This window comes from Streptomyces tremellae, from assembly GCF_039540215.1.
Taxonomy (GTDB): domain Bacteria; phylum Actinomycetota; class Actinomycetes; order Streptomycetales; family Streptomycetaceae; genus Streptomyces; species Streptomyces tremellae.
This window is the reverse complement of the sequence record NZ_BAABEP010000065.1, coordinates 1-19,724: the sequence shown is the minus strand read 5'-3', so window position 1 is coordinate 19,724 and position 19,724 is coordinate 1. Positions and strand designations below refer to the sequence as shown.

The 19,724-nt window shown below is 73.6% G+C and carries 19 protein-coding genes and 1 pseudogene; 18 read left to right on the top strand and 2 right to left on the bottom strand.

Annotated features, from left to right (window positions below):
- The first annotated feature begins 3 nt into the window (after window positions 1-3).
- The 12 genes and pseudogenes from ABEA77_RS28910 to ABEA77_RS28855 all read left to right on the top strand — a co-directional run bounded on the left by ABEA77_RS28910 (window position 4) and on the right by ABEA77_RS28855 (window position 10,812).
- On the top strand, window positions 4-1,299 hold the full coding sequence (locus ABEA77_RS28910) for a CpaE/TadZ family protein (protein WP_345653910.1): 1,296 nt from the start codon (window positions 4-6) through the stop codon (window positions 1,297-1,299).
- Between the two features lie 50 nt (window positions 1,300-1,349).
- The gene (locus ABEA77_RS28905) at window positions 1,350-1,847 is read left to right on the top strand and encodes a TadE/TadG family type IV pilus assembly protein (RefSeq protein ID WP_345653907.1); all 498 of its coding nucleotides are present in this window, start codon (window positions 1,350-1,352) and stop codon (window positions 1,845-1,847) included.
- A gap of 181 nt (window positions 1,848-2,028) precedes the next feature.
- Entirely contained in the window at window positions 2,029-2,496 is a 468-nt protein-coding gene (locus ABEA77_RS28900; RefSeq protein ID WP_345653904.1) for a TadE/TadG family type IV pilus assembly protein, read from the top strand.
- Window positions 2,493-3,830: pseudogene (locus ABEA77_RS28895) on the top strand (TadA family conjugal transfer-associated ATPase); the annotation flags it as partial. The gene ABEA77_RS28900 and the pseudogene ABEA77_RS28895, both read left to right, overlap by 4 nt.
- 262 nt (window positions 3,831-4,092) lie before the next feature.
- Window positions 4,093-5,043, top strand: a complete 951-nt coding sequence (locus tag ABEA77_RS28890) for a type II secretion system F family protein (RefSeq protein WP_345653902.1) — start codon at window positions 4,093-4,095, stop codon at window positions 5,041-5,043.
- Between the two features lie 99 nt (window positions 5,044-5,142).
- Window positions 5,143-6,039: a DUF5936 domain-containing protein gene (locus ABEA77_RS28885; protein WP_345653899.1), complete on the top strand. Its 897-nt coding sequence runs from the start codon at window positions 5,143-5,145 to the stop codon at window positions 6,037-6,039.
- A 47-nt stretch (window positions 6,040-6,086) separates the two neighbouring features.
- Window positions 6,087-7,631, top strand: coding sequence for a sensor histidine kinase (locus tag ABEA77_RS28880; RefSeq protein WP_345653896.1), 1,545 nt, complete (start codon window positions 6,087-6,089; stop codon window positions 7,629-7,631).
- Complete coding sequence (locus ABEA77_RS28875) at window positions 7,624-8,364, top strand: response regulator transcription factor (RefSeq protein ID WP_345653893.1); 741 nt, start codon at window positions 7,624-7,626, stop codon at window positions 8,362-8,364. The genes ABEA77_RS28880 and ABEA77_RS28875 overlap by 8 nt, the downstream gene beginning before the upstream one ends.
- A 134-nt stretch (window positions 8,365-8,498) precedes the next feature.
- Window positions 8,499-8,738: a hypothetical protein gene (locus tag ABEA77_RS28870; RefSeq protein ID WP_345653890.1), complete on the top strand. Its 240-nt coding sequence runs from the start codon at window positions 8,499-8,501 to the stop codon at window positions 8,736-8,738.
- A 47-nt stretch (window positions 8,739-8,785) separates the two neighbouring features.
- The gene (locus tag ABEA77_RS28865) at window positions 8,786-9,400 is read left to right on the top strand and encodes a hypothetical protein (RefSeq protein WP_345653949.1); all 615 of its coding nucleotides are present in this window, start codon (window positions 8,786-8,788) and stop codon (window positions 9,398-9,400) included.
- 33 nt (window positions 9,401-9,433) lie between these two features.
- Window positions 9,434-10,024, top strand: a complete 591-nt coding sequence (locus ABEA77_RS28860; RefSeq protein ID WP_345653887.1) for a hypothetical protein — start codon at window positions 9,434-9,436, stop codon at window positions 10,022-10,024.
- On the top strand, window positions 10,024-10,812 hold the full coding sequence (locus ABEA77_RS28855; RefSeq protein ID WP_345653884.1) for an OmpA family protein: 789 nt from the start codon (window positions 10,024-10,026) through the stop codon (window positions 10,810-10,812). Before ABEA77_RS28860 ends, ABEA77_RS28855 begins: the two co-directional genes overlap by 1 nt.
- 31 nt (window positions 10,813-10,843) lie before the next feature.
- Here ABEA77_RS28855 and ABEA77_RS28850 read toward each other — a convergent pair whose 3' ends face one another.
- Window positions 10,844-11,233 carry a DUF192 domain-containing protein gene (locus ABEA77_RS28850; RefSeq protein ID WP_345653882.1) on the bottom strand — a complete coding sequence of 130 codons (390 nt, stop codon included), beginning with the start codon at window positions 11,231-11,233 and terminating at the stop codon, window positions 10,844-10,846.
- A gap of 80 nt (window positions 11,234-11,313) precedes the next feature.
- Between ABEA77_RS28850 and ABEA77_RS28845 the strand changes: the two genes are divergently transcribed.
- Entirely contained in the window at window positions 11,314-12,051 is a 738-nt protein-coding gene (locus ABEA77_RS28845) for a prepilin peptidase (protein WP_345653879.1), read from the top strand.
- Window positions 12,052-12,209: 158 nt separating this feature from the next.
- Complete coding sequence (locus ABEA77_RS28840) at window positions 12,210-13,085, top strand: SAM-dependent methyltransferase (protein WP_345653877.1); 876 nt, start codon at window positions 12,210-12,212, stop codon at window positions 13,083-13,085.
- A gap of 371 nt (window positions 13,086-13,456) precedes the next feature.
- Here ABEA77_RS28840 and mgrA read toward each other — a convergent pair whose 3' ends face one another.
- Complete coding sequence (gene mgrA / locus ABEA77_RS28835; RefSeq protein WP_345653874.1) at window positions 13,457-14,494, bottom strand: L-glyceraldehyde 3-phosphate reductase; 1,038 nt, start codon at window positions 14,492-14,494, stop codon at window positions 13,457-13,459.
- A gap of 168 nt (window positions 14,495-14,662) precedes the next feature.
- Here mgrA and ABEA77_RS28830 point away from each other — a divergent pair, with 168 nt between their 5' ends.
- From ABEA77_RS28830 to ABEA77_RS28815, 4 genes are all read left to right on the top strand, one after another.
- Window positions 14,663-15,424: an isoprenyl transferase gene (locus ABEA77_RS28830; RefSeq protein ID WP_345653947.1), complete on the top strand. Its 762-nt coding sequence runs from the start codon at window positions 14,663-14,665 to the stop codon at window positions 15,422-15,424.
- A gap of 368 nt (window positions 15,425-15,792) precedes the next feature.
- Window positions 15,793-17,112, top strand: coding sequence for an RNA 5'-3' helicase PhoH2 (phoH2, locus tag ABEA77_RS28825; protein ID WP_345653871.1), 1,320 nt, complete (start codon window positions 15,793-15,795; stop codon window positions 17,110-17,112).
- 386 nt (window positions 17,113-17,498) lie between these two features.
- On the top strand, window positions 17,499-18,203 hold the full coding sequence (locus ABEA77_RS28820; RefSeq protein WP_345653868.1) for an aggregation-promoting factor C-terminal-like domain-containing protein: 705 nt from the start codon (window positions 17,499-17,501) through the stop codon (window positions 18,201-18,203).
- Window positions 18,204-18,360: 157 nt separating this feature from the next.
- Window positions 18,361-19,724, top strand: a 1,364-nt coding sequence (locus ABEA77_RS28815) for an AI-2E family transporter (RefSeq protein ID WP_345653865.1), incomplete at its 3' end; no start/stop codon positions are given.

Below are 19,724 nucleotides of genomic sequence, written 5' to 3'. Positions count from 1 at the left end.
GGCATGAGCACCAGAATCCTCCCCGCCGTCGCCCACCCCGACGCGGCCCGCGCCCTCACCACCCTGCTCGGCCAGCTTCCCGACACCGAACCCGCCGCGCCGGTCGCCGACTCCACCGCGCTCGTCGACACCCTCGCGCGGCTCGCGGCCGAGTCGGTCGCCGCACTGCCCGAGGTCGTCCTCGTCCACGAGCGGATCGGCCCGGTGCCCGCGCTCGAACTGGTCCGCGAGGTCACCCTGCGCTTCCCGGCCGTCGCGGTCGTGCTCATCACCTCGGAGCCGGGCCCCGGCCTGTTCGCGGCCGCGATGGACGCGGGAGCCCGCGGCCTGATCGCCCTCCCGCTGTCGTACGAGGAACTCGCGCAGCGCGTCCAGGCCGCCGCAGCCTGGTCCTTCGGCGTGCGGCGCCACCTGGGACAGGGCGCGCTCGAACTGTACGGCGGCCCCGGCGGCCGGGTCGTCACCGTCAGCGGCGCCAAGGGCGGCGTCGGCACCACCCTCGTCGCCGTCCAACTCGCCCTCGCCGCGGCAGCGTCCGGCAGGGCCACCGCGCTCGCCGACCTCGACCTCCAGGCCGGCGACGTCGCCTCCTACCTCGACGTGCAGTTCCGCAGGTCCTTCGCCGACCTCGCCGCCATCCAGGACATCTCGCCCGGCGTCCTCCAGGACGCGGTCTTCCAGCACGACACCGGCATCGGGCTGCTGCTCGCCCCCGCCGAGGGCGAGCGCGGCGAGGAGGTCAACGACCGGTCGGTGCGGCAGATCGTCAGCGCCCTGCGCACCCGCTACGAGATCGTCGTCCTCGACTGCGGCACCCAGATGAACAGCGCGAACGCCGCCGCCGTCGAGATGGCCGACACGACGCTGCTGCTGACCACGCCCGACGTCGTCTCGGTGCGCGCGGCCCGGCGCATGGTCCGCCTCTGGGACCGGCTCCAGATCCGCAAGGCCGAGGAGACCGTCACCGTCGTCAACCGCCATGTGCGCAGCGCCGAGATCCAGCCGCCGCTGGTCGAGCGGATCACCGGCACCCGCGTCGCGAAGACCGTCGTCCCCGCGCACTTCAAGGAGCTCCAGGCGGCCGTGGACGCCGGCCGTATGCAGGACCTTGAGGCCAAGTCCACGGTCAGGCAGGCCCTGTGGGGCCTCGCGGCCGAACTCGGCATCGTCGGGGCGCCCGAGGGGGAGGAAGCTGTCAGGAGCGGACGCGGCGCGAAGGGCGCGAGGACCGGCAGGGGCGGGCTGCTGCGGAGCGACCGCGGACCGGTCGCCGCGCGGCGCGGACGCCCGACGTCATGAACACGACCGGGCCGGGCGCCACAACCGGTACCGAGGGGGCGCGGTGAGCGATGAGGACGCAGCGAACGGCACGGCAGCAGGCGGCGCCGCCCGGCGCCCCGCCCGCACGGGCGCGGCGGCGGGCCGCGGCTGAACGGCCCCTGCGCGCGCTGCCGCTGAGGCGGCCCCTGCGCGCCGCGCTGGTGCGGGCCCTGCGGGACGACAGGGGTCAGGCGGCCCTTGAGTTCACCGGGATGGTCCCCGTCATCCTCGCCACCCTCGCCCTCATGTGGCAGGCCGCCCTCGTCGGCTACGCCTTCTCCCTCGCGGGCGACGCGGCGGACGAGGCGGCCCACGCCGCCGCCCTCGGCGGGGACTGCGCCGCCGCGGCCCAGCGCGTCATGCCCGGGGCCTTCCACGCGGAACCCAGCTGCGGCGGCGGCACGGGGCCCGTCACCACCGCGGAAGTCCACGTCGAGATCCCGGTGTTCTTCCCCGGCTTCAACATCCCCGTCGACGTGACGGGCCACGCCGCGGCCGTACGGGAGGACCAGCATGGCGACGTATGACGGCGCCGGCGCGCGCACCGCGCCAGGACCTCGCGTGGGCCTCACAGTCCAGGACCCCGGGGCCGCCGTGGCCGCGAGGCCCGGCGCACGTGCGGCCCGTGGCGTCCGTCCGGCCCGTGCGGTCCGTGCGTTCCGTGTCGTTCGTGCGGCCTGTGCGGTCCCTGCGGCCTGTGTGGTCCGTGTGGTCCGTGTCGTTCGTGCGGCCTGTGCGGTCCGTGCGTTCCGTGTCGTTCGTGCGGCCCGTGCGGCCCGTGCGGCCCGTGCGGACGCGCGGGACCGCGGCCAGGCCGCGCTCGAATACGCGGGCGTCGTCGCGCTGCTGCTGTTCGTCGCCGTCGCCGCCCTCCAACTGGGCATCGCCGGATACGCCGTGCAGCAGGCCGGCACCGGGGCGCGGGCCGCCGCCCGTACCGCCACCTACCGCGAGACCGAGGGGGACGACTACCAGGCCGCAGGCCGTGCCGCCATGAGCGGCTGGCTCGCCGACGGGGCCCGCTTCTCCGAGAACGGCGGCGGCACCGGCGTCACCGTCACCGCCCGCGTCCGCATCCCCGCCATCGTCCCGCTGCTCGACCTCGGCGACGCCACCCGCAGCGTCACCATGCCACGCGACCGCCTGCCCGAAGGAAGCCCAGGAGGCACCCCATGAGCCTGCGCTCCCGCATCACCCCGCGCGAGCCGGCCGGCGGCCAGAGCCAGGAGTCCCTCCTCGTCGGCGCCTACCGCACCAAGCTCCTCCAGGAGATCGACCTCGCCGAGATGTCCGCGCTCGCCGCGACCGAGCGCAGAGCGCGCCTCGAACGCGTCCTCGGGCACATCATCAGCCGCGAGGGCCCCGTCCTGTCCTCCGCCGAGCGCTCCCAGCTGATCCGCCGCGTCGTGGACGAGGCCCTCGGCCTCGGCATCCTCGAACCCCTCCTCGAAGACGCCTCCATCAGCGAGATCATGGTCAACGGCGCCGACCAGGTCTATGTGGAGCGCGCCGGCAGGATCGAGCGCCTGCCGCTGCGCTTCAGCTCCGACGAACAGCTGATGCAGACCATCGAGCGCATCGTCTCCACCGTCAACCGCCGTGTGGACGAGGCCAATCCGATGGTCGACGCCCGCCTGCCCTCGGGGGAGCGGGTCAACGTCATCATCCCGCCGCTCTCCCTGACAGGACCCGTCCTCACCATCCGGCGCTTCCCGCGCTCCTTCACCCTCGCCGAACTCATCGAACTCGGCTCCCTCGACGAACAGATGATGCTCCTCCTCGCGGGCCTGGTACGCGCCAAGTTCAACGTGATCGTCTCCGGCGCCACCGGCACAGGCAAGACCACCCTGCTCAACGCCCTGTCCGCGATGGTCCCCGACGGCGAGCGCATCGTCACCATCGAGGACTCCGCGGAACTCCAGCTCCAGCAGCAGCACGTCATCACCCTGGAGAGCCGCCCCGCCAACGTCGAGGGCAAGGGCGAGATCACCATCCGCGACCTGGTGCGCAACTCCCTGCGCATGCGGCCCGACCGCATCATCGTCGGCGAGGTGCGCGGCGGCGAGACCCTCGACATGCTCCAGGCCATGTCCACCGGGCACGACGGCTCGCTCGCGACCGTGCACGCCAACAGCGCGGAGGACGCGCTCATGCGGCTCCAGACCCTGTCGTCCATGTCGGAGGTCGAGATCCCGTTCGGCGCGATCAAGGACCAGATCAACAGCGCCGTCGACGTGATCGTGCAGCTCACCCGGCACGCGGACGGCTCGCGCCGCATCACCGAGATCGCCGTCGTCGACTCGTACGGGCACGAGGACTACCGGATCGTCTCCGTCTGCCGCTTCCTCGCCCAGCCCCTGACCGCCGACGCCCGCGTCCACGGGCAGTTCGCGTACTACCCGCTGCCGCGCCGGGTCGCCGAGCGCCTGTACATGAAGGGCGAGAGCATCCCCGCCGCGTTCGGCGTCGCCCAGTCCGACGACCAACTCGCCACCCGCCGCTCCACCGCCTGGCGCACGCCGCCGTCCGCCTCGCTGCCGCCGGGCGCCGCGCAGGGGCCGTACGGGGGCGTGCCGCAGCAGCCGCCGTACGGCCCCGGGCCGGCGTCCCACGGCGCACCGCCGCCCCCAGGCCCCGGCGCCCCCGTGCCGCCGCACGGCACCCGCCCCCCCAACGGCGCCGCGCACGTCCCGCACGGCCCGCCGCCCGACACCCCCGCCTGACGCGCCCGCCCACCGACAACGCCCCACCCACGTCCCCGAGGCCCACACCATGGACAAGACGAACCTCTCGCTGCTGACGCTCGGCGCCACGCTGCTGGCGCTGCTTTTCGCCGTCGTCGGCGTGCAGGCGTACGCGGCGGGGCGGGCTGGGCGGCGGGCGCTCATCGCGCGGATGACCGAGACGCCGCCGCCGGAGGCCGACACCGGGGGCAGGCGCCCCCGCTTCCCCGGCGTGGACCGCAGGCTCCGCCGCACCCGCCTCGGCCGGTACCTCGAAGGCAAGATCGCCGTCACCGGACTCTCCCTCACCCCGGGCGAGTTCGCTCTCGCCACGGTCGCGGGCCTGCTCGCCGTCTACTTCTTCGTCGGCGCGTTCCTCGCGCCCTTCTTCGGGCTGCTCGCGGCGCTCGCCGGGCTCTGGGGCGCCCATGCCTTCCTCAACTGGCAGCGCGTCAAGCGCACCGAGGCGTTCATCAACCAGCTCCCCGAACTCACCCGGGTCCTCGCCAACGCCACCCAGGCGGGCCTCGCGATGCGCACCGCCCTGTCGATGGCCGCGGACGAACTCGACGACCCGGCGGGCGAGGAGCTGCGCCGGGTCTCCGACCGGCTCGCCGTCGGGCACTCCTTCGAGGACGCCCTCGACGAGCTCGCGCGGCGGCTGCCCTCCAGGGAACTCGTCGTCCTCGTCACCACCCTCGTCCTGTCCAACCGCGCGGGCGGCCAGGTCGTCAGCTCGCTGCGCAACCTCACCAGGACCCTGGAGGAGCGCAAGGAGACCCGCAGGGAGGTCACCACCATGCTGTCCCAGATCAAGGTCACCGCCGTCGCCGTCCCCGCGCTCGGCCTCGCCTTCCTCCTGCTGATCAACCAGGCGACGCCCGGCGCGCTCGACCGCATGACCTCCTCGGGCCCGGGCCGGTTCGCCACCGTCGTGGCGTTCCTCCTGTACGGCGCGGGGCTGTTCCTGATCCGCCGCATGTCGACGGTCCGGGTCTGACCGGGCGGAGAGGAGCGCACCCATGAAATTCCAGGCGGCAGGCACCGTATTCGTGGACCGCCGGGCGGCGGACACCGGAGCAGAGGAGGCGGGCAGGCCGTGACCGCACTCGCCCTGCCGCTCGCCGTCCTCTTCGGACTCTCGGTGTACGGGATCTTCCACGGCATCCGCATGTACCGCGCGGACGCCAGACTCCCCAGCGACCTCAGTGTCGCCCTGGAGGTCGGCGCCACCCGCACCTCCGCGGTCGGCTCCGGGATCGACCGCGTCGGCATGCGGTACGCGCCCGCCGTGCTGCGACTCATGGGCCCCCGGCGCGTGGACGCGCTGCGCAGGCGACTCGACCGCGCGGGCAACCCCGGCGGCCTCACCGTGGACCGCTACGCCGCGCGGCGCGCCGTCTTCGGCGGGCTCGGCATCCTCGCGTTCCTCGCCCTGAGCGCGCGCGGCCAGTTCCCGCTGGGCGTCGCCGCCCTGGTCTTCGGCCTCGTCTGGACCGACGTGATCATCCGCGCCGCGACCCGCAGGCGCCGCAACGACATCGAGCGCACCCTCCCGGACTTCCTCGACGTCCTCGCCGTCGTCGTCTCCGCCGGTCTCGGCTTCCGGCAGGCGCTCGAACGGGTCGCGGAGAGCTACCGGGGCCCCTGGGCCGACGAACTGCGCATCACGATCCGCCAGATGGACCTGGGCGTCTCCCGCAGAGAAGCCTTCGAACAGCTCCGCAGGCGCAACGACAGCGAACAGGTCTCGACCTTCGTCACCGCGCTCCAGCAGGGCGAGGAGCTGGGCGCCCCGATCGTCGACACCCTGATCCAGCTCGCCGAGGACATGCGCCGCACCGACGCCCAGAACGCCCGCCGCGCCGCGGCCCGCGCCGTCCCGAAGACCACCCTCGTCGTCACCCTGGTGATGCTCCCCGCGACGCTGCTGCTGATCGCGATGAGCTTCTACTACGGCTCGGGGGTGGACTTCGGCGAACTCCTCGGCGGCTGAGCCGAGGCACCACGAGGACACGGCCCCAGGGCAGGAGAGGAGGCACCATGCGGGACGCGGCACACACGGACACGCGCGCGGCTTCGCGCGACGAGGAGGGCGCGCGGGCGGGCGCGACCGCCGGTGCGCCCCCCGCTGCCGCGGTCCCCGGGGGAGGCGGGCCCCTCCCCGACCGCGCTGCGGCGGCGATCCGTACCGCCCTGCTGCGTGCCTCGACCGCGGCGGAGGCGGCCCGCGCCGGCCTGCGCCGGGGGACCGGCTCCGCCCTGCGGCGTGGGGCCGGCACCGCCCTGCGGCGCACGGTGGGCGCCGCCCGCGCCCGCGCGCCGCGCCATGTCCCCCCGCTGCCCCTCCAGGTCAACGCCCTGCAGGCGCTGTGCCGCCAGGTCTTCGGTTTCCGGATGGCGATGATCGTGCTCGCGGCGCCGTTCGCGCTGCGCGGCACCGCGCGCGGCCTGCCGCTCGTCCTGACCGGCGGGGCCGTGCTGGTCACCTTCATGGTGTCGTACGCGCTGGTGCGCGACTGGGAGCGGTTCGGGCCCGTGCTCCTGCGCCACCCGCCGGTCCTCGCCGCCGACATGCTGATCGGCGGACTGCTGCTGATCACCGCCTCCCCCGACTCCACCCTCGCCTACGTCACCCTCTGCACGCCCCTGCTCGCCGGGCTCGTCTACGGCTGGCGCGGCGCTGCGGTGTTCGCCGTGCTCCAGGCGCTGCTGCTCGCCGGCGCGTACGCGGTCACGGGAGGCGGCGCACGGCACGGCGGGTTCACCCCGCTCCTGCTGACCGGCCTGTGCGTCGCGGCGGGCGCGATCGGCAGCTCCCTGCGCACCTTCCTGCTCGACCTCGGCGAGGCGGGCCAGGCCCTGAGCGAGGCACGGTCCCGGCTCGCCGCCGCGGGCGCCGTCGACGAGGAACGCGCCAGGCTCGCCCGCGAGATGCACGACTCCGTCGCCAAGACCCTGCACGGCCTCGCCCTGGCCGCCGACGGTCTCGCCGCGTCCGTGGACACCGCGGACCCCGACGCCGTGCGGCGCAGGGCCGAGCTGGTCGCGCGCTCCGCGCGTCGGGCCGCCGCCGAGTCCCGCGCACTCCTCTCCGACCTGCGCCGCGTCCGGGTCGCCCGCGCCACAGACCGTATCGACCTCGCCGCCGAACTCGCGGAGCGCGCACGGGAATGCGAGCAGCGCACCGGCGTACGCGCGACCTTCGCGCAGCCCGCCGGCGCCCGGCCCGCGCCCCCGCTGCCCCACCCGGTCGGCCGCCAGGTGCTGACGATCGTCGCGGAGGCGATGGAGAACGCCGTACGCCACGGCGGCGGCAGCCGCGTCGCCCTCACCGCCGGGCTCACCCCGGAAGACGTCCTGCGCGTCAGCGTCCACGACGACGGCCGCGGCCTGCCGCCCGGTACTACCCTCGAAGGCCTGCGCAGGACAGGCCACTTCGGGCTCGTCGGCATGGTGGAGCGCGCGGCGGCCATCGGCGCGCGTATCAGGGTCGGCAGAGGGAGCGCCGCCCGAGGCACCGAGGTCCGCCTCGAACTCCCCCTCGTCCGGCCGGTGGTGGGGGAGGAGGCACGCACCCGTGGCTGAACCCGGCACCGCCCCCGTGCTGCGGGTCCTCGTCGCCGACGACAACCCCGTCGTCCGCGCGGGCCTCGCCTCCCTGCTGTCGAACGACGGCGGCATCGAGGTCGTCGCCACCGCCTCCGACGGCCACGAGGCGTACGAGGCCACCCTGCGCACCCGCCCCGACGCGGTGCTGCTCGACGTCCGCATGCCCCGCCTCGACGGCCTCGCCGCCCTGCCGCTGCTGGTGCCGCACGCGGCCGTCCTGATGCTGACGTACAGCGGCGAACCCGACACCGTGCGGCAGGCGTTGCGCGCCGGGGCAGGCGGCTACCTGGTCCACGGCGAGTTCACCGCGGACCAGCTCACCGCCGCCGTCCACGACGTGGCCCGTGGCCGCCCCCACCTCACTCCCACGGCTTCCACCGCGGTCCTCGACGCCCTCCGCGCCACCTGGCCAGGCGCCCCCGCCGCGCCGGGCCCGCAAGAGAACCCGGTGAACAACCCCCCAGGGTCTTTGCAACAGCAACTGCACGTGGGACATTCGTCTGGGCTGAGCAGGCGGGAGGCGGAGATCATGGAGCTGATCGCGTCCGGGATGACGAACCAGCAGATCGCCGTCGCCTGCTTCATCAGCCAGAAGACGGTCAAGAACCACATCAACCGCATCTTCACCAAAGTCGGCGCCGCCAGCAGGGGCGAGGCCATCGCCCGCTGGCACGGCACCGCGCGAAGGGGGCCCGGCACCCATGGCTGACCGTCACTGGGCCCACCGTTGGGCCCCCGGGCCCACGCCCTGCGCTCCGCCACCGCCGTACGGTACCGACGTCACCTGTGTCACCGACCGTACGGAGGCGGTGACCGGCGATGACAGCGACGGAGGCGAGAACCATGAAGGACACGACGCCACGGCCCGCGGCCAGAGCGCGGGTACACGTCGGCACCTGGGTCCGCACCGCGACCCGGTCCCTCACCCGCCACCCCGACCGCGGCCAGGGCTCCATCGAGTACCTGGGCATCATCATCCTGGTGGCCCTGATCATCGTGGCGGTGGTGGCGACGGGGATCGACGATACGATCGCCAACGCGCTGCGCAGCGCCGTCAACAAGGTCACGGGCGCCGGCGGCTGACGGCGCGCCGCGACGACTCAGGACAGGCCGCGGCGCTGTACATCGTGATGATCGCGGGTGTCCTCTTCGCCGCGCTCGCCTTCTTCGTCGTCGGTCAGGCGGGTGCCACCCGCAACGGCGGCCAGTCGGCGGCGGACGCCGCGGCCCTGGCCGCCGCCCAGCAGTCCAGAGACGACTTCAAGGCGGCGTTCCTCAAGAACCTCGCGGACCCCGACTACTTGGAGCGCATCTTCGACGGATCCTTCGCCGGCCCCGCCGGCGACGCGTGCGGGGCAGCCACCGAATTCGCGAACGCGAACAGTGCGGACGTGGTGGCCTGCTCCCCGCTCGGAGACGGGCGGTGGGGCTTCTCCGTGGATGTCGTCACCCAGAACACGGTCGGCAAAAGCGTCGTGCCCGGGACGGAGAACACCAGGGCCCGGACGCACGCCACCGCTGTCGTGGTGCCGCGGTGCGGATTCGACGCCGCACCGGGAGCCTCGGTGCCCGCCTCGCCGCCTGCCGCCTCGTCGGGGCCGCAGGGCGACGGCCGGCAACCCCTCGGGCAGGTCTCGCCCGGTGACCTCAGGTGCCCCGGCGGGGACATCAGCGTGGACCCCGGTCACCTTGATCTCCTTCCTGACATGTCCGACCTGTTCACTGTCCGACTGGCCGACCGATGACCGCGAGCGAACGATGAGGGAATCGCAGTGAGGATGACGTGGCAAGACGACGGCCTGCGCCGTGCGGTAGGGGGAGCGTCGGTCACCGTCGCCCTGACGGTGGCCCTTGCCGCGTGCGGCAGCGGCGGCGACGGCAAGAACGATGGGACAGGCCCGTCCGGGCCCGCGGTGTCGTCCTCGGCGCCGCAGGCCCCGGCGGACGGGGGGGACCCGTCCCCCTCGTCCCCGCAGACACTCGGGACTCTGCAAGGCACGAACGGACTCGAACTCGTCATCCAGTCTGCGGTGCGCGACCAGGGCGGCTTCCTGACCCTCTCAGGCGTCATCAAGAACACCTCCAACTCGCCGCAGCTCGCGCCCATCCAGTGGGCGGGCGACGAGACGCAGGTCAAGCAGAAGGGGCTGTCGCTCGGCGGGATGACGCTGGTCGACTCCCAGGGGAAGAAGCGGTATTACGTGCTGCGGGACACCGACGGGTACCCGCTCACCACCATGGGCGAGTTCAACTTCCCGGCCGGCCAGTCCCAGCCGTTCTACGCGCAGTTCCCCGCGCCTCCCGCGTCGACGAAGCAGGTCGGGGTGGACCTGCCGACGATGAACACCGCGACGATTGCGATCTCCTGATGCCCGCCTCCCAGCGCCCCCGGGCCCCGCGTCCCGTCGGCAGACCGCGTGCTCTCGCCCTCGGGGCCGGTGTACTGGTGACCGTCGTCGCACAGTTCGCCCTCGTGCTGCCCGCGGCCCCCGCGTCCGCGGACGACGAGCCCGTCGGGCCGCCCGGCGCGGCTGCCTCCTCGCCGCCGCCCGCCGTCGACGGCCACGCCTCCGGCCTCAAGCTGCGGGCCGGCGCCACCCTCGCGCCCGCCCGCGTGCTCGACATCGTGTCCGTCGTGGAGTCGCAGGGCGGCGAGGAGCGGCGCTCCGACACCCCCGACTCCGTGACGTTCGCCCTCCAGGCCGAGGTCCTCTTCTCCAAGGACAGCGCCAAGCTCTCGCCCGACGCCAGTTCGCGCATCTCCGCGATCGCCGACGAGATCGAGCGGCAGCACGCGAGCAACGTCCGCGTCTTCGGCTTCACCGACAACCTCGGCACGTCCGCGCACGGCCTCGTCCTGTCCAAGCAGCGCGCGGAGGCCGTGCACAGCCTGCTGGAACAGCGGCTGTCCGATGCCGGGATCACCTACGAAATCCGGGGCTACGGCGAGGAGTTCCCGATCGCCGACAACAGCACGGAGGACGGCCGCAAGAAGAACCGCCGCGTCGAGGTCTCGTTCCCCCGCACGGACGCCGGGAGCGGAGGCACGGACGGAGGCACGGGCTCAGGCGCGGGAGCGGCCCCGGACACGGGGGCCGCCACCGGCACCGGCACGACCACGAACTCGGACGACGCCGGCCCCACCGTGGGCAGTTGAGGCCCGTGGCGGTCTCCTGCGCGGCGCCCTTCTACCCGCGCTCGGCCACGCTCCCGGCCTCGACCCGCACCACCGCCCCCGCCCGCAGCCCCCACCCCGCCATCGCGCCCGCCTCGGCCTCCAGGACGTGCCGGGCGCGCAGCCGGGGTCGCGGCAGGCGGCCGGGGCGCAGCGTCTGGACCGTGAGGACCCGCAGCCGCCGGTCGAGGTACGCCACGTCGATCGCGAACCGCATGCCGAAGGTGTGGACGCTCCCGCACGGGCTCAGCAGCAGTGCCCCCGCCACCCCGTCCCGCCCCAGCAGCCCGCGCCGCCGGGTCCCGTACGACGCCGCGATCTCCAGCGGTACGGCAACCCCGGCCGCGGCGCCCCCGTCCGGCTCGACCGTCAACGTCCCACTGCCGTCATGCCACTGGCCCATGGGGCCCGAGGGTAACGCGGACCCGGCTCCGGCAGCGGCGCGTGCACCGCGCCAACCCGGCCGGGGCTAGGGTCGGTTGCGTGGATCCAGGACCGCTGACGACCGCCGCGGCGCTGCTGTGGGGCGCGCTGTCGGCGCGGTGGCTGCCACGGGCCGCGTACCGGCTCGCCGTCGAGCCGGGCGAGCCCCGGCGCACGGCCTGCCCCGAGGGGCACCCGCTGCCCGCCGGCCCGGCCGGCTGGGTCGGCCGGGCGCCCTGCCCCCGCTGCCCGCGCCGCCCCGCGGGGAGCCGTGCCGCCACCGCCGTCACGGCCGTCGCAACCGGTCTGCTCGCGGCCGTCTGCGGGCCGCGCCCCGAGCTCGTGGTGTGGCTCCTCCTCGCCCCGGCCGCCGCGCTCCTCGCCACCGTGGACCTGGCGGTGCGGCGGCTGCCCGACCCGCTGACCCTGCCGCTCGCCGCCGCGACCCCGCTGCTGCTCGGCGCCGCCGCGCTGGTGCCGGGGCACGGCGGCTCGTGGCCCACCGCGCTGCTCGGCGGCCTCGCACTCGGCGGCGCGTACACCGCCCTCTTCCTCCTCAACCCGCGCGGCCTCGGCTTCGGCGACGTCAAGCTCGCCCTGCCGCTCGGCTGCGCGCTGGGCTGGTACGGCTGGCCCGTCCTCTTTCTCGGCGCGTTCGCCGGGTTCCTCCTCGGCGCGCTCTACGGCCTGGCCCTGATGGCGCTGCGCCGCGCCGGCCGCTCGACGGCCGTCCCCTTCGGCCCCTTCATGATCGCCGGAGCCTACGCGGGTCTCCTGGCAGGCGCCCTCACCACCTGACGCGCGCACACCTGACAGACGCCCGCACCCCTGACCCGCGCACCTCCGAACCCCGCGCGCCCCCGCCGGCCCGCACCCCGCACCCCGGCCTGCGCCCCCGCCGCCTCCCCCTCACGCGCCCGCCGCCCCGCACAAACCACTGGCCCCGCCCCCGCCCCATGCCGGCCCCCGCCCGCACCCCGTCTCCCGCACCCCGTCTCCCGCCCCCCGCACCGGCCGCCGCCCCGGCCCACGGCGATTCCCGCGCCGGCGGCCACCGCGTCCCTCGTGGCTTCGACGAACTGGTCGCCGAAGCGGCCGCCGTTTCCGTCGACGGGTGGGACTTCTCGTGGCTGGACGGGCGCGCCACGGAGGAACGGCCGCCCTGGCGGTACGCGCGGACCGTCGCCGAGCGGATGGCCCGCGCTCGCGCGGCCGTGGACATCGAGACAGGCGGCGGCGAGGTCCTCGCGGGCATGCCCGTACTGCCGCCGCTGACCGCCGCCACCGAGTCCTGGCCGCCGAACGTCGCCCGCGCCACCGAGCGCCTGTACCCGCGCGGCGCCGTGGTCGTCGCGACCGGGGCCGGCGGGCCGCTGCCGTTCGGGGACGGCGCCTTCGGCCTGGCCGTCAGCCGGCACCCGGTACGGGCGCGGTGGGACGAGATCGCGCGGCTGCTGCGCCCCGGCGGTACGTACCTCTCGCAGGAGGTCGGGCCCGCCTCCGTCTTCGGGCTCGTGGAGTACTTCCTCGGGCCCCGGCCGCCCGCGGTGCGCTCGGCGCGGGACCCCGAGGCCGCGCGGGCGGCGGCCGAGGCGGCCGGCCTCGACGTGGTGGGGCTGCGGACGGCCGCGCTGCACACCGCCTTCCACGACATCGGCGCCGTCGTGTACTTCCTGCGCACGGTGGTGTGGAAGGTGCCGGACTTCACCGTGGAGCGGTGCCGTGACCGGCTCGCGCGGCTGCACACCGCGATCCGCCGCGAGGGTTCCTCCACCGCGACGACCACACGTTTCCTCATCGAGGCGCGCAAGCCGTCCGCCGGACCGGCTTGACGCCGCGGCGTCAAGCCGGCGCCCGGAGCGGCCGTCGCTCCTGAGGGTTACGACACACCCGGGGCGCCGCGCCCGCCCGGCACCTCACCAAAAGCACCCGGAGGCCGGAATTCCGAGGCCACACGGGGCAGTCGGCCGCCTGCGGAGCGTCATCCTTCGGCGACACGGGTCCCGCCCGCCCTCACGAAGGGTTAGGCTGGAAACCCCCCCTCGGGCCGGTCCGTATCCCCCCACGGACCGGCCCGTTTTCTGTGCGCGCACGGCCCCGCGCCGCCCGCACAGCCGTCCGCACATCAGGAAGCGCCACGAAGCGCCACGAAGCGCCGCGGGGCACCAGGGAGTGCCAGGGGCGGCGTCCCCGGTCGGCCGCTTCAGCTCCGGCCGGCCCAGATGTTCGTGCCCTCGGTGTCCACGGCGAAGGCGTCGATCTCCGCCAGTTCCTCGTCGGTCAGCGGGGCCGCCGCGAGCGCGGCCACGTTCTGCTCGACCTGCTTCACCTTCGACGCGCCGATCAGCGCCGACGTCATGCGCGGGTCGCGCAGCACCCACAGCAGGGCAAGCTGCGCCAGGGACTGGCCGCGGCGCAGGGCGATCTCGTTGAGCCCGTTGAGCCGCCGGGTGACCTCCTCGTCGAGGAGCTTCGGGTCGAGGGACTTGCCCTGGGAGGCCCGCGAGCCCTCGGGGATGCCGTTGAGGTACTTGTCCGTGAGCAGGCCCTGCGCGAGCGGCACGAAGGAGATGCAGCCCATGCCCGCGCTCTCCAGGGTGTCCAGCAGGCCGTCGTCCTCGATCCAGCGGTTGATCATCGAGTAGGACGGCTGGTGGATCAGCGCGGGCACCCCCATGTCCTTGAGGATGGCCGCGGCCTGCGCCGTCGTCTCCGCGTTGTAGGAGGAGACGCCGACGTAGAGCGCCTTGCCCTGCTGGACGGCGGACGCCAGCGCGCCCATCGTCTCCTCCAGCGGGGTCTCGGGGTCGGGCCGGTGCGAGTAGAAGATGTCGACGTAGTCGAGGCCCATCCGCTTCAAGGAGGCGTCGAGCGACGACAGCAGGTACTTGCGGGAGCCCCACTCGCCGTACGGGCCCGGCGTCATCCGGTAGCCCGCCTTGGTCGAGATGATCAGCTCGTCCCGGTACGGGGCGAAGTCCTGGGAGAAGAGCTTGCCGAAGTTCAGCTCGGCGGAGCCGGGCGGCGGCCCGTAGTTGTTCGCCAGGTCGAAGTGGGTGACGCCCAGGTCGAAGGCGCGGCGCAGGATCGCGCGCTGGTTCTCCAGCGCGAAGTCGTCGCCGAAGTTGTGCCACAGGCCGAGGGAGATCGCCGGCAGCTTGAGCCCGCTGCGGCCCGTACGGCGGTACTCCATCGAGTCGTACCGCTCGTCGGCGGCCAGATACAGGGAAGAATCAGTCACACGTCTTTCCTTATCACGGACTTGTGACAGACCGAGTTGGGTGCCCGTGCCGTGCGCGCAGTAGTGTGACGGCTTCGGGGCCCCGCCGCGGCCCTGTGCTCCGGCGCGCTGGCCATGGAGCTGTCGCGGCTCGCGGGCGATCCCCACACGACGGATGAGGTGGACCCAGTGAACCTGCGCGACCTTGTGTACCGGCTGTACGCCCACCGGGTGGAAAGGCGCCTCGACCTCGCCCAGGGCCCCAAGCACATCGGCGTCATCCTCGACGGGAACCGGCGCTGGGCGAAGGCGTCGGGCGGCACCACGGAGCAGGGACACAAGGCGGGCGCCAGCAAGATCCAGGAGCTCCTCGGCTGGTGCTCCGAGACCAATGTGGAAGTCGTCACGCTCTGGCTGCTGTCCACCGACAACTTCGACCGGCCCGAGGAGGAACTCACACCGCTCCTCGGCATCATCGAGGACGCCGTGCGCGACCTCGCGGCGGACGGCCGCTGGCGGGTCCACCACGTCGGCACGATGGACCTGCTGCCGGGCCCCACCCAACTGGTGCTGAAGGAAGCCGAGCAGGCCACCGTCGGCAACAGCGGGATACTCGTCAACGTCGCCGTGGGCTACGGCGGCCGGCAGGAGATCGCGGACGCCGTGCGCTCCCTGCTCCAGGACCACGCCGAACGCGGGACCTCGTACGAGGACCTCGCGGAGATCGTCGACATCGACATGATCTCCTCGCACCTGTACACCCGCGGCCAGCCCGACCCCGACCTGGTGATCCGCACCAGCGGCGAGCAGCGGCTCTCCGGCTTCATGCTGTGGCAGAGCGCCCATTCGGAGTACTACTTCTGCGACGTCTTCTGGCCGGCCTTCCGCAAGGTCGACTTCCTGCGCGCGCTGCGCGACTACGCGGCCCGGCACCGCCGCTACGGGGCCTGAGCACGGGGGAGCGCGGGTCCTGCGGCGGCGCGGCGCGAGCGGCCGGGGACTGCCCGCCGACACCCGCCGTTCACGGGCTGTGCGTCATATGCCAAGGCATGGCGCGGGACGGAACTGGGCATACACCGTCCAGGTCGATGTCCGGAACGTACTGGCCGGTCCCTCGCGGGCAGGCCGGCGGGCATCGTTTCCAGCGGTCGGCAGGCTGCCGTCCGCCCGGGAGGCCCTTTGCACCAGGACGACCGTACGGTGAGTCGTACGGGCGACGTGGAGGGCCGGCGCTCGGCCCGCGCAGGGGCCAGGAGCCCGGTCCACCCGCCCGCGACGCCGTCGCATCCCCGACCTCATCCGAGGGGGTTCGTCCTTCCGTGGTGACCAGCTCGAAGCGCCGCTCCGACCGGCGCACGTACGTACTCGACACCAGCGTCCTGCTGGCCGACCCAGCCGCCATGTCCCGCTTCGACGAGCACGAGGTCGTGCTCCCGATCGTGGTGATCACGGAGCTCGAGGCCAAGCGGCACCATCCGGAGCTCGGGTATTTCGCCCGGCAGGCGCTGCGGCTGCTCGACGACTTCCGCATCAGGTACGGGCGCCTCGACGCGCCCCTGCCGATCGGGGACATGGGCGGCACCCTGCGTGTCGAGCTCAACCACTCGGACCCGGGCATCCTGCCCGCCGGCTTCCGGCTCGGCGACAACGACTCGCGGATCCTCGCGGTCGCCCGCAACCTCCAGGCCGAGGGGTACGACGTCACGGTCGTCTCCAAGGACCTGCCGCTGCGGATCAAGGCGTCCTCGGTGGGCCTGCTCGCCGAGGAGTACCGGGCCGAGCTGGCGATCACCGACTCGGGCTGGACGGGCATGAGCGAGCTCACGCTCTCCGGCGAGCAGGTCGACCTCCTCTTCTCCGAGGAGAGCCTGTACGTGCCGGAGGCGGCGGAGCTGCCGGTCCACACGGGCCTCGTGCTCCAGTCGGAGCGCGGCAAGGCGCTCGGCCGGGTGACCGCGGAGGGCAACGTGCGGCTGGTGCGCGGCGACCGGGAGGCGTTCGGCATCCGCGGGCGCAGCGCCGAGCAGCGCATCGCGCTCGACCTGCTCCTCGACCCGGACGTCGGGATCGTCTCGATGGGCGGCAGGGCGGGCACCGGCAAGTCGGCGCTCGCGCTGTGCGCGGGCCTCGAGGCGGTGCTCGAACGGCGCCAGCACCAGAAGGTGATGGTCTTCAGGCCGCTGTACGCGGTGGGCGGGCAGGAGCTCGGCTACCTGCCGGGCACCGAGGCCGAGAAGATGAGCCCGTGGGCGCAGGCCGTGTTCGACACGCTGTCGTCGTTCGCGGGCCGCGAGGTCATCGAGGAGGTGCTGGGGCGCGGGATGCTCGAAGTCCTGCCGCTCACCCACATCAGGGGCCGCTCGCTGCACGACGCGTTCGTGATCGTCGACGAGGCGCAGTCGCTCGAACGCAACGTCCTGCTGACGGTGTTGTCCCGGATCGGGTCCGGCTCGCGCGTCGTGCTCACCCACGACGTGGCGCAGCGCGACAATCTCCGGGTCGGCCGGTACGACGGCGTCGTCGCCGTCGTGGAGAAGCTGAAGGGGCATCCGCTGTTCGCGCATGTCACGCTGACGCGCTCCGAACGCTCCCAGATCGCCGCCTTGGTGACGGAGATGCTGGAAGACGGACAAATCTGAGGAATCGCGCCAGAAAAGCACCGCGCCGCCCGGCAGAGCCAAGCAGCTTAGCCGGGCGGCGTCGCGCTGTGCGGTATTTCCACAAATCCGTTGGGGCAAACGGGGTGTGAGCTTTCCCACGCAACGGGGAATTGCTCTGCGGCGTCGCCTTCCGGCAGAGTCTTGCTTCCGTCAGGCCCCGCATGCGGCACACCAACACCAGGCGCTCCGGCGCCCCCACAACTCCACAACAGCCGCCGCATGCCGCCCGAGTACCACGCGGCAGTCCCGCAAGGGACTGTCCACCGGGCCCGTGTCTCCCGTGACCCAGCAGTGCGGAGGCCAGTGCCAGGGGCACGATCGCGCCCGCGGGGTCACCTGTGCGGGCGATGCTGGAAGGAAACCGTGTGAGCCGGATCTCGGTCCGGGGATTCGCAGTGGCATCGGCCACCGCGGTCACCACCGTCGGCGCCGTCGTGGGTGTCGCCTCGGGCGACCCCCAGCACGCCTCGGCCGACAACCTTGAGACGACCGCTTCGGACGCCACGCTGTTGGCGGACATCCCCTCCGGCGAGCAGGCACAGGTGCAGACCGTGTCGCTCGCGCAGCAGGCAAGCGCCCAGTCGGCGGCCGCCGACCAGGCCGCCCAGAAGTCCGCCGAGGAGGCGGCGCGCATCCAGGCCGCCCACGACGCCAAGGCCAAGAAGCAGGCGGCGGACGACAAGGCCGAGGCCGCGAGGAAGGCGGAGGAGGCCAAGAAGGCCAAGGCGGCGCAGAACGCCATCAAGTCCGCCTCGGCGTTCGCCGTGCAGAGCTCGTACTCGGTCTCCGCGGTGCAGGCCATGGCCCGGCAGATGATGCCGGCCGACCAGTTCCAGTGCTTCAGCAACATCGTCACCCGCGAGTCCGGCTGGAACTACACGGCCACGAACGCCGGTTCCGGCGCGTACGGCCTGGTGCAGGCGCTGCCCGGCTCGAAGATGGCGTCGGCAGGCGCCGACTGGCAGACCAACCCGGCGACCCAGATCAAGTGGGGCCTCAACTACATGGACAGCCGCTACGGCAGCCCGTGCGGTGCCTGGTCCTTCTGGCAGGCCCACAGCTGGTACTGAGCCGCGGGGAAGACCGCCCGGCACGGGTCCCTTCCCCCGCTCGACTCCGCGGAGCCCTCCACCGTCCTTCGGTGGGGGGCTCCGCCCGTGTACGGTCGGTCCCGAACGGCTCCCGGGGGAGCGAGTGGGGAGACGGCCGGGGGAAAGAAGGAACCACATGTCGAGAGCGCCTTCGTGGCTTGGCCGGATGGGCGGGGAACTGACCCGCCTCGGCCAGAAGTTGGACCAGCGCAGAGCCGAGGCGGAGGCGCAGCACGCCCCTCCCGTCGTCGAGCCGCCAGAACCGTCCCGTGTCCCGCCCCCGCCGTCCTACGCGCCCGCCGTCCCGGCGAGGCCCGACCCGGTCGCGGCGATCCCCTGGGGCATCCGGGTGGCGGTCGAGGCCGCGTGGCGGCTGCTGGTCCTGGCCGCGACCGTGTGGGTGCTGATGCGGGTCGTCAGCGCGGTCCGCCTCGTGGTGCTCGCGTTCGTCGCCGCCCTGCTGATCACGGCGCTGCTCCAGCCGACCGTGGCCAGGCTCAAGCGGCACGGGGTGCCGCGCGGGCTGGCGACCGCGCTCACCACCCTCGCCGGCTTCGTGATCCTCGGCCTGATCGGCTGGTTCGTGGTCTGGCAGGTCTCCGAGAACATCGGCGACCTCTCCGACCGGCTCACCGACGGCATCAACGAGTTCAAGCACTACCTGCTGAAGAGTCCGTTCCATGTGACGGACAAGCAGATCAACGACATCGCGGCGAACCTCAGCAAGGCGATCGGCACCAACACCAACGAGATCACCTCGGCGGGGCTCCAGGGCGTCACCGTCATCGTGGAGCTGCTGACGGGCGCCTTCCTTGCCTTCTTCTCCACGATCTTCCTGCTCTACGACGGTGCCAGGATCTGGCAGTGGGCGCTCAAGCTCGTGCCCGCGCAGGCGCGGGAGGGCGTCGCGGGCGCGGGCCCGCGCGCCTGGCACACCCTCACGGCGTACGTGCGCGGCACGGTGATAGTCGCGATGATCGACGCGATCTTCATCGGGCTCGGGGTCTTCTTCCTCGGGGTGCCGCTCGCCGTGCCGCTCGGCGTGATCATCTTCCTGGGCGCGTTCGTGCCGCTGGTCGGCGCGGTGGTCTCCGGGGCGCTCGCGGTGGTCGTCGCGCTCGTCACCCAGGGCGTGTTCACCGCCCTGATCGTGCTGCTCGTGGTGCTCGCCGTGCAGCAGATCGAGGGGCACATCCTCCAGCCGTTCATCCTGGGCCGCGCGGTACGGGTGCACCCGCTCGCGGTGGTGCTCTCCGTCGCGGCGGGCAGCCTGATCGCGGGCATCGGCGGCGCCGTGGTGGCCGTGCCGCTGGTCGCGGTCATTAACACGGTGGTCGGCTACCTGCGGTCGTACGCGCACGAGCAGGCGGTGCGCGCCATGCCGCGGCCGCACGGCGCGACCGCGGTCGACCTCGCCCCGACCCCGCCGCCGTCCGCGCCGCAGGCGCCGCCCGAGCCGCCCTCGGCCCCGCCGGGCCGGGCCGATGAGCCGGCGGGGCC

Bases quoted from the DNA above. Each gene is read 5' to 3' on its own strand.
- ABEA77_RS28910 (WP_345653910.1), top strand. From the start codon at position 4: ATGAGCACCAGAATCCTCCCCGCCGTCGCCCACCCCGACGCGGCCCGC.
- ABEA77_RS28905 (WP_345653907.1), top strand. From the start codon at position 1,350: ATGAGGACGCAGCGAACGGCACGGCAGCAGGCGGCGCCGCCCGGCGCC.
- ABEA77_RS28890 (WP_345653902.1), top strand. From the start codon at position 4,093: ATGGACAAGACGAACCTCTCGCTGCTGACGCTCGGCGCCACGCTGCTG.
- ABEA77_RS28880 (WP_345653896.1), top strand. From the start codon at position 6,087: ATGCGGGACGCGGCACACACGGACACGCGCGCGGCTTCGCGCGACGAG.
- ABEA77_RS28870 (WP_345653890.1), top strand. From the start codon at position 8,499: ATGAAGGACACGACGCCACGGCCCGCGGCCAGAGCGCGGGTACACGTC.
- ABEA77_RS28865 (WP_345653949.1), top strand. From the start codon at position 8,786: ATGATCGCGGGTGTCCTCTTCGCCGCGCTCGCCTTCTTCGTCGTCGGT.
- ABEA77_RS28860 (WP_345653887.1), top strand. From the start codon at position 9,434: ATGACGTGGCAAGACGACGGCCTGCGCCGTGCGGTAGGGGGAGCGTCG.
- ABEA77_RS28855 (WP_345653884.1), top strand. From the start codon at position 10,024: ATGCCCGCCTCCCAGCGCCCCCGGGCCCCGCGTCCCGTCGGCAGACCG.
- ABEA77_RS28850 (WP_345653882.1), bottom strand. From the start codon at position 11,233: ATGGGCCAGTGGCATGACGGCAGTGGGACGTTGACGGTCGAGCCGGAC.
- ABEA77_RS28840 (WP_345653877.1), top strand. From the start codon at position 12,210: ATGCCGGCCCCCGCCCGCACCCCGTCTCCCGCACCCCGTCTCCCGCCC.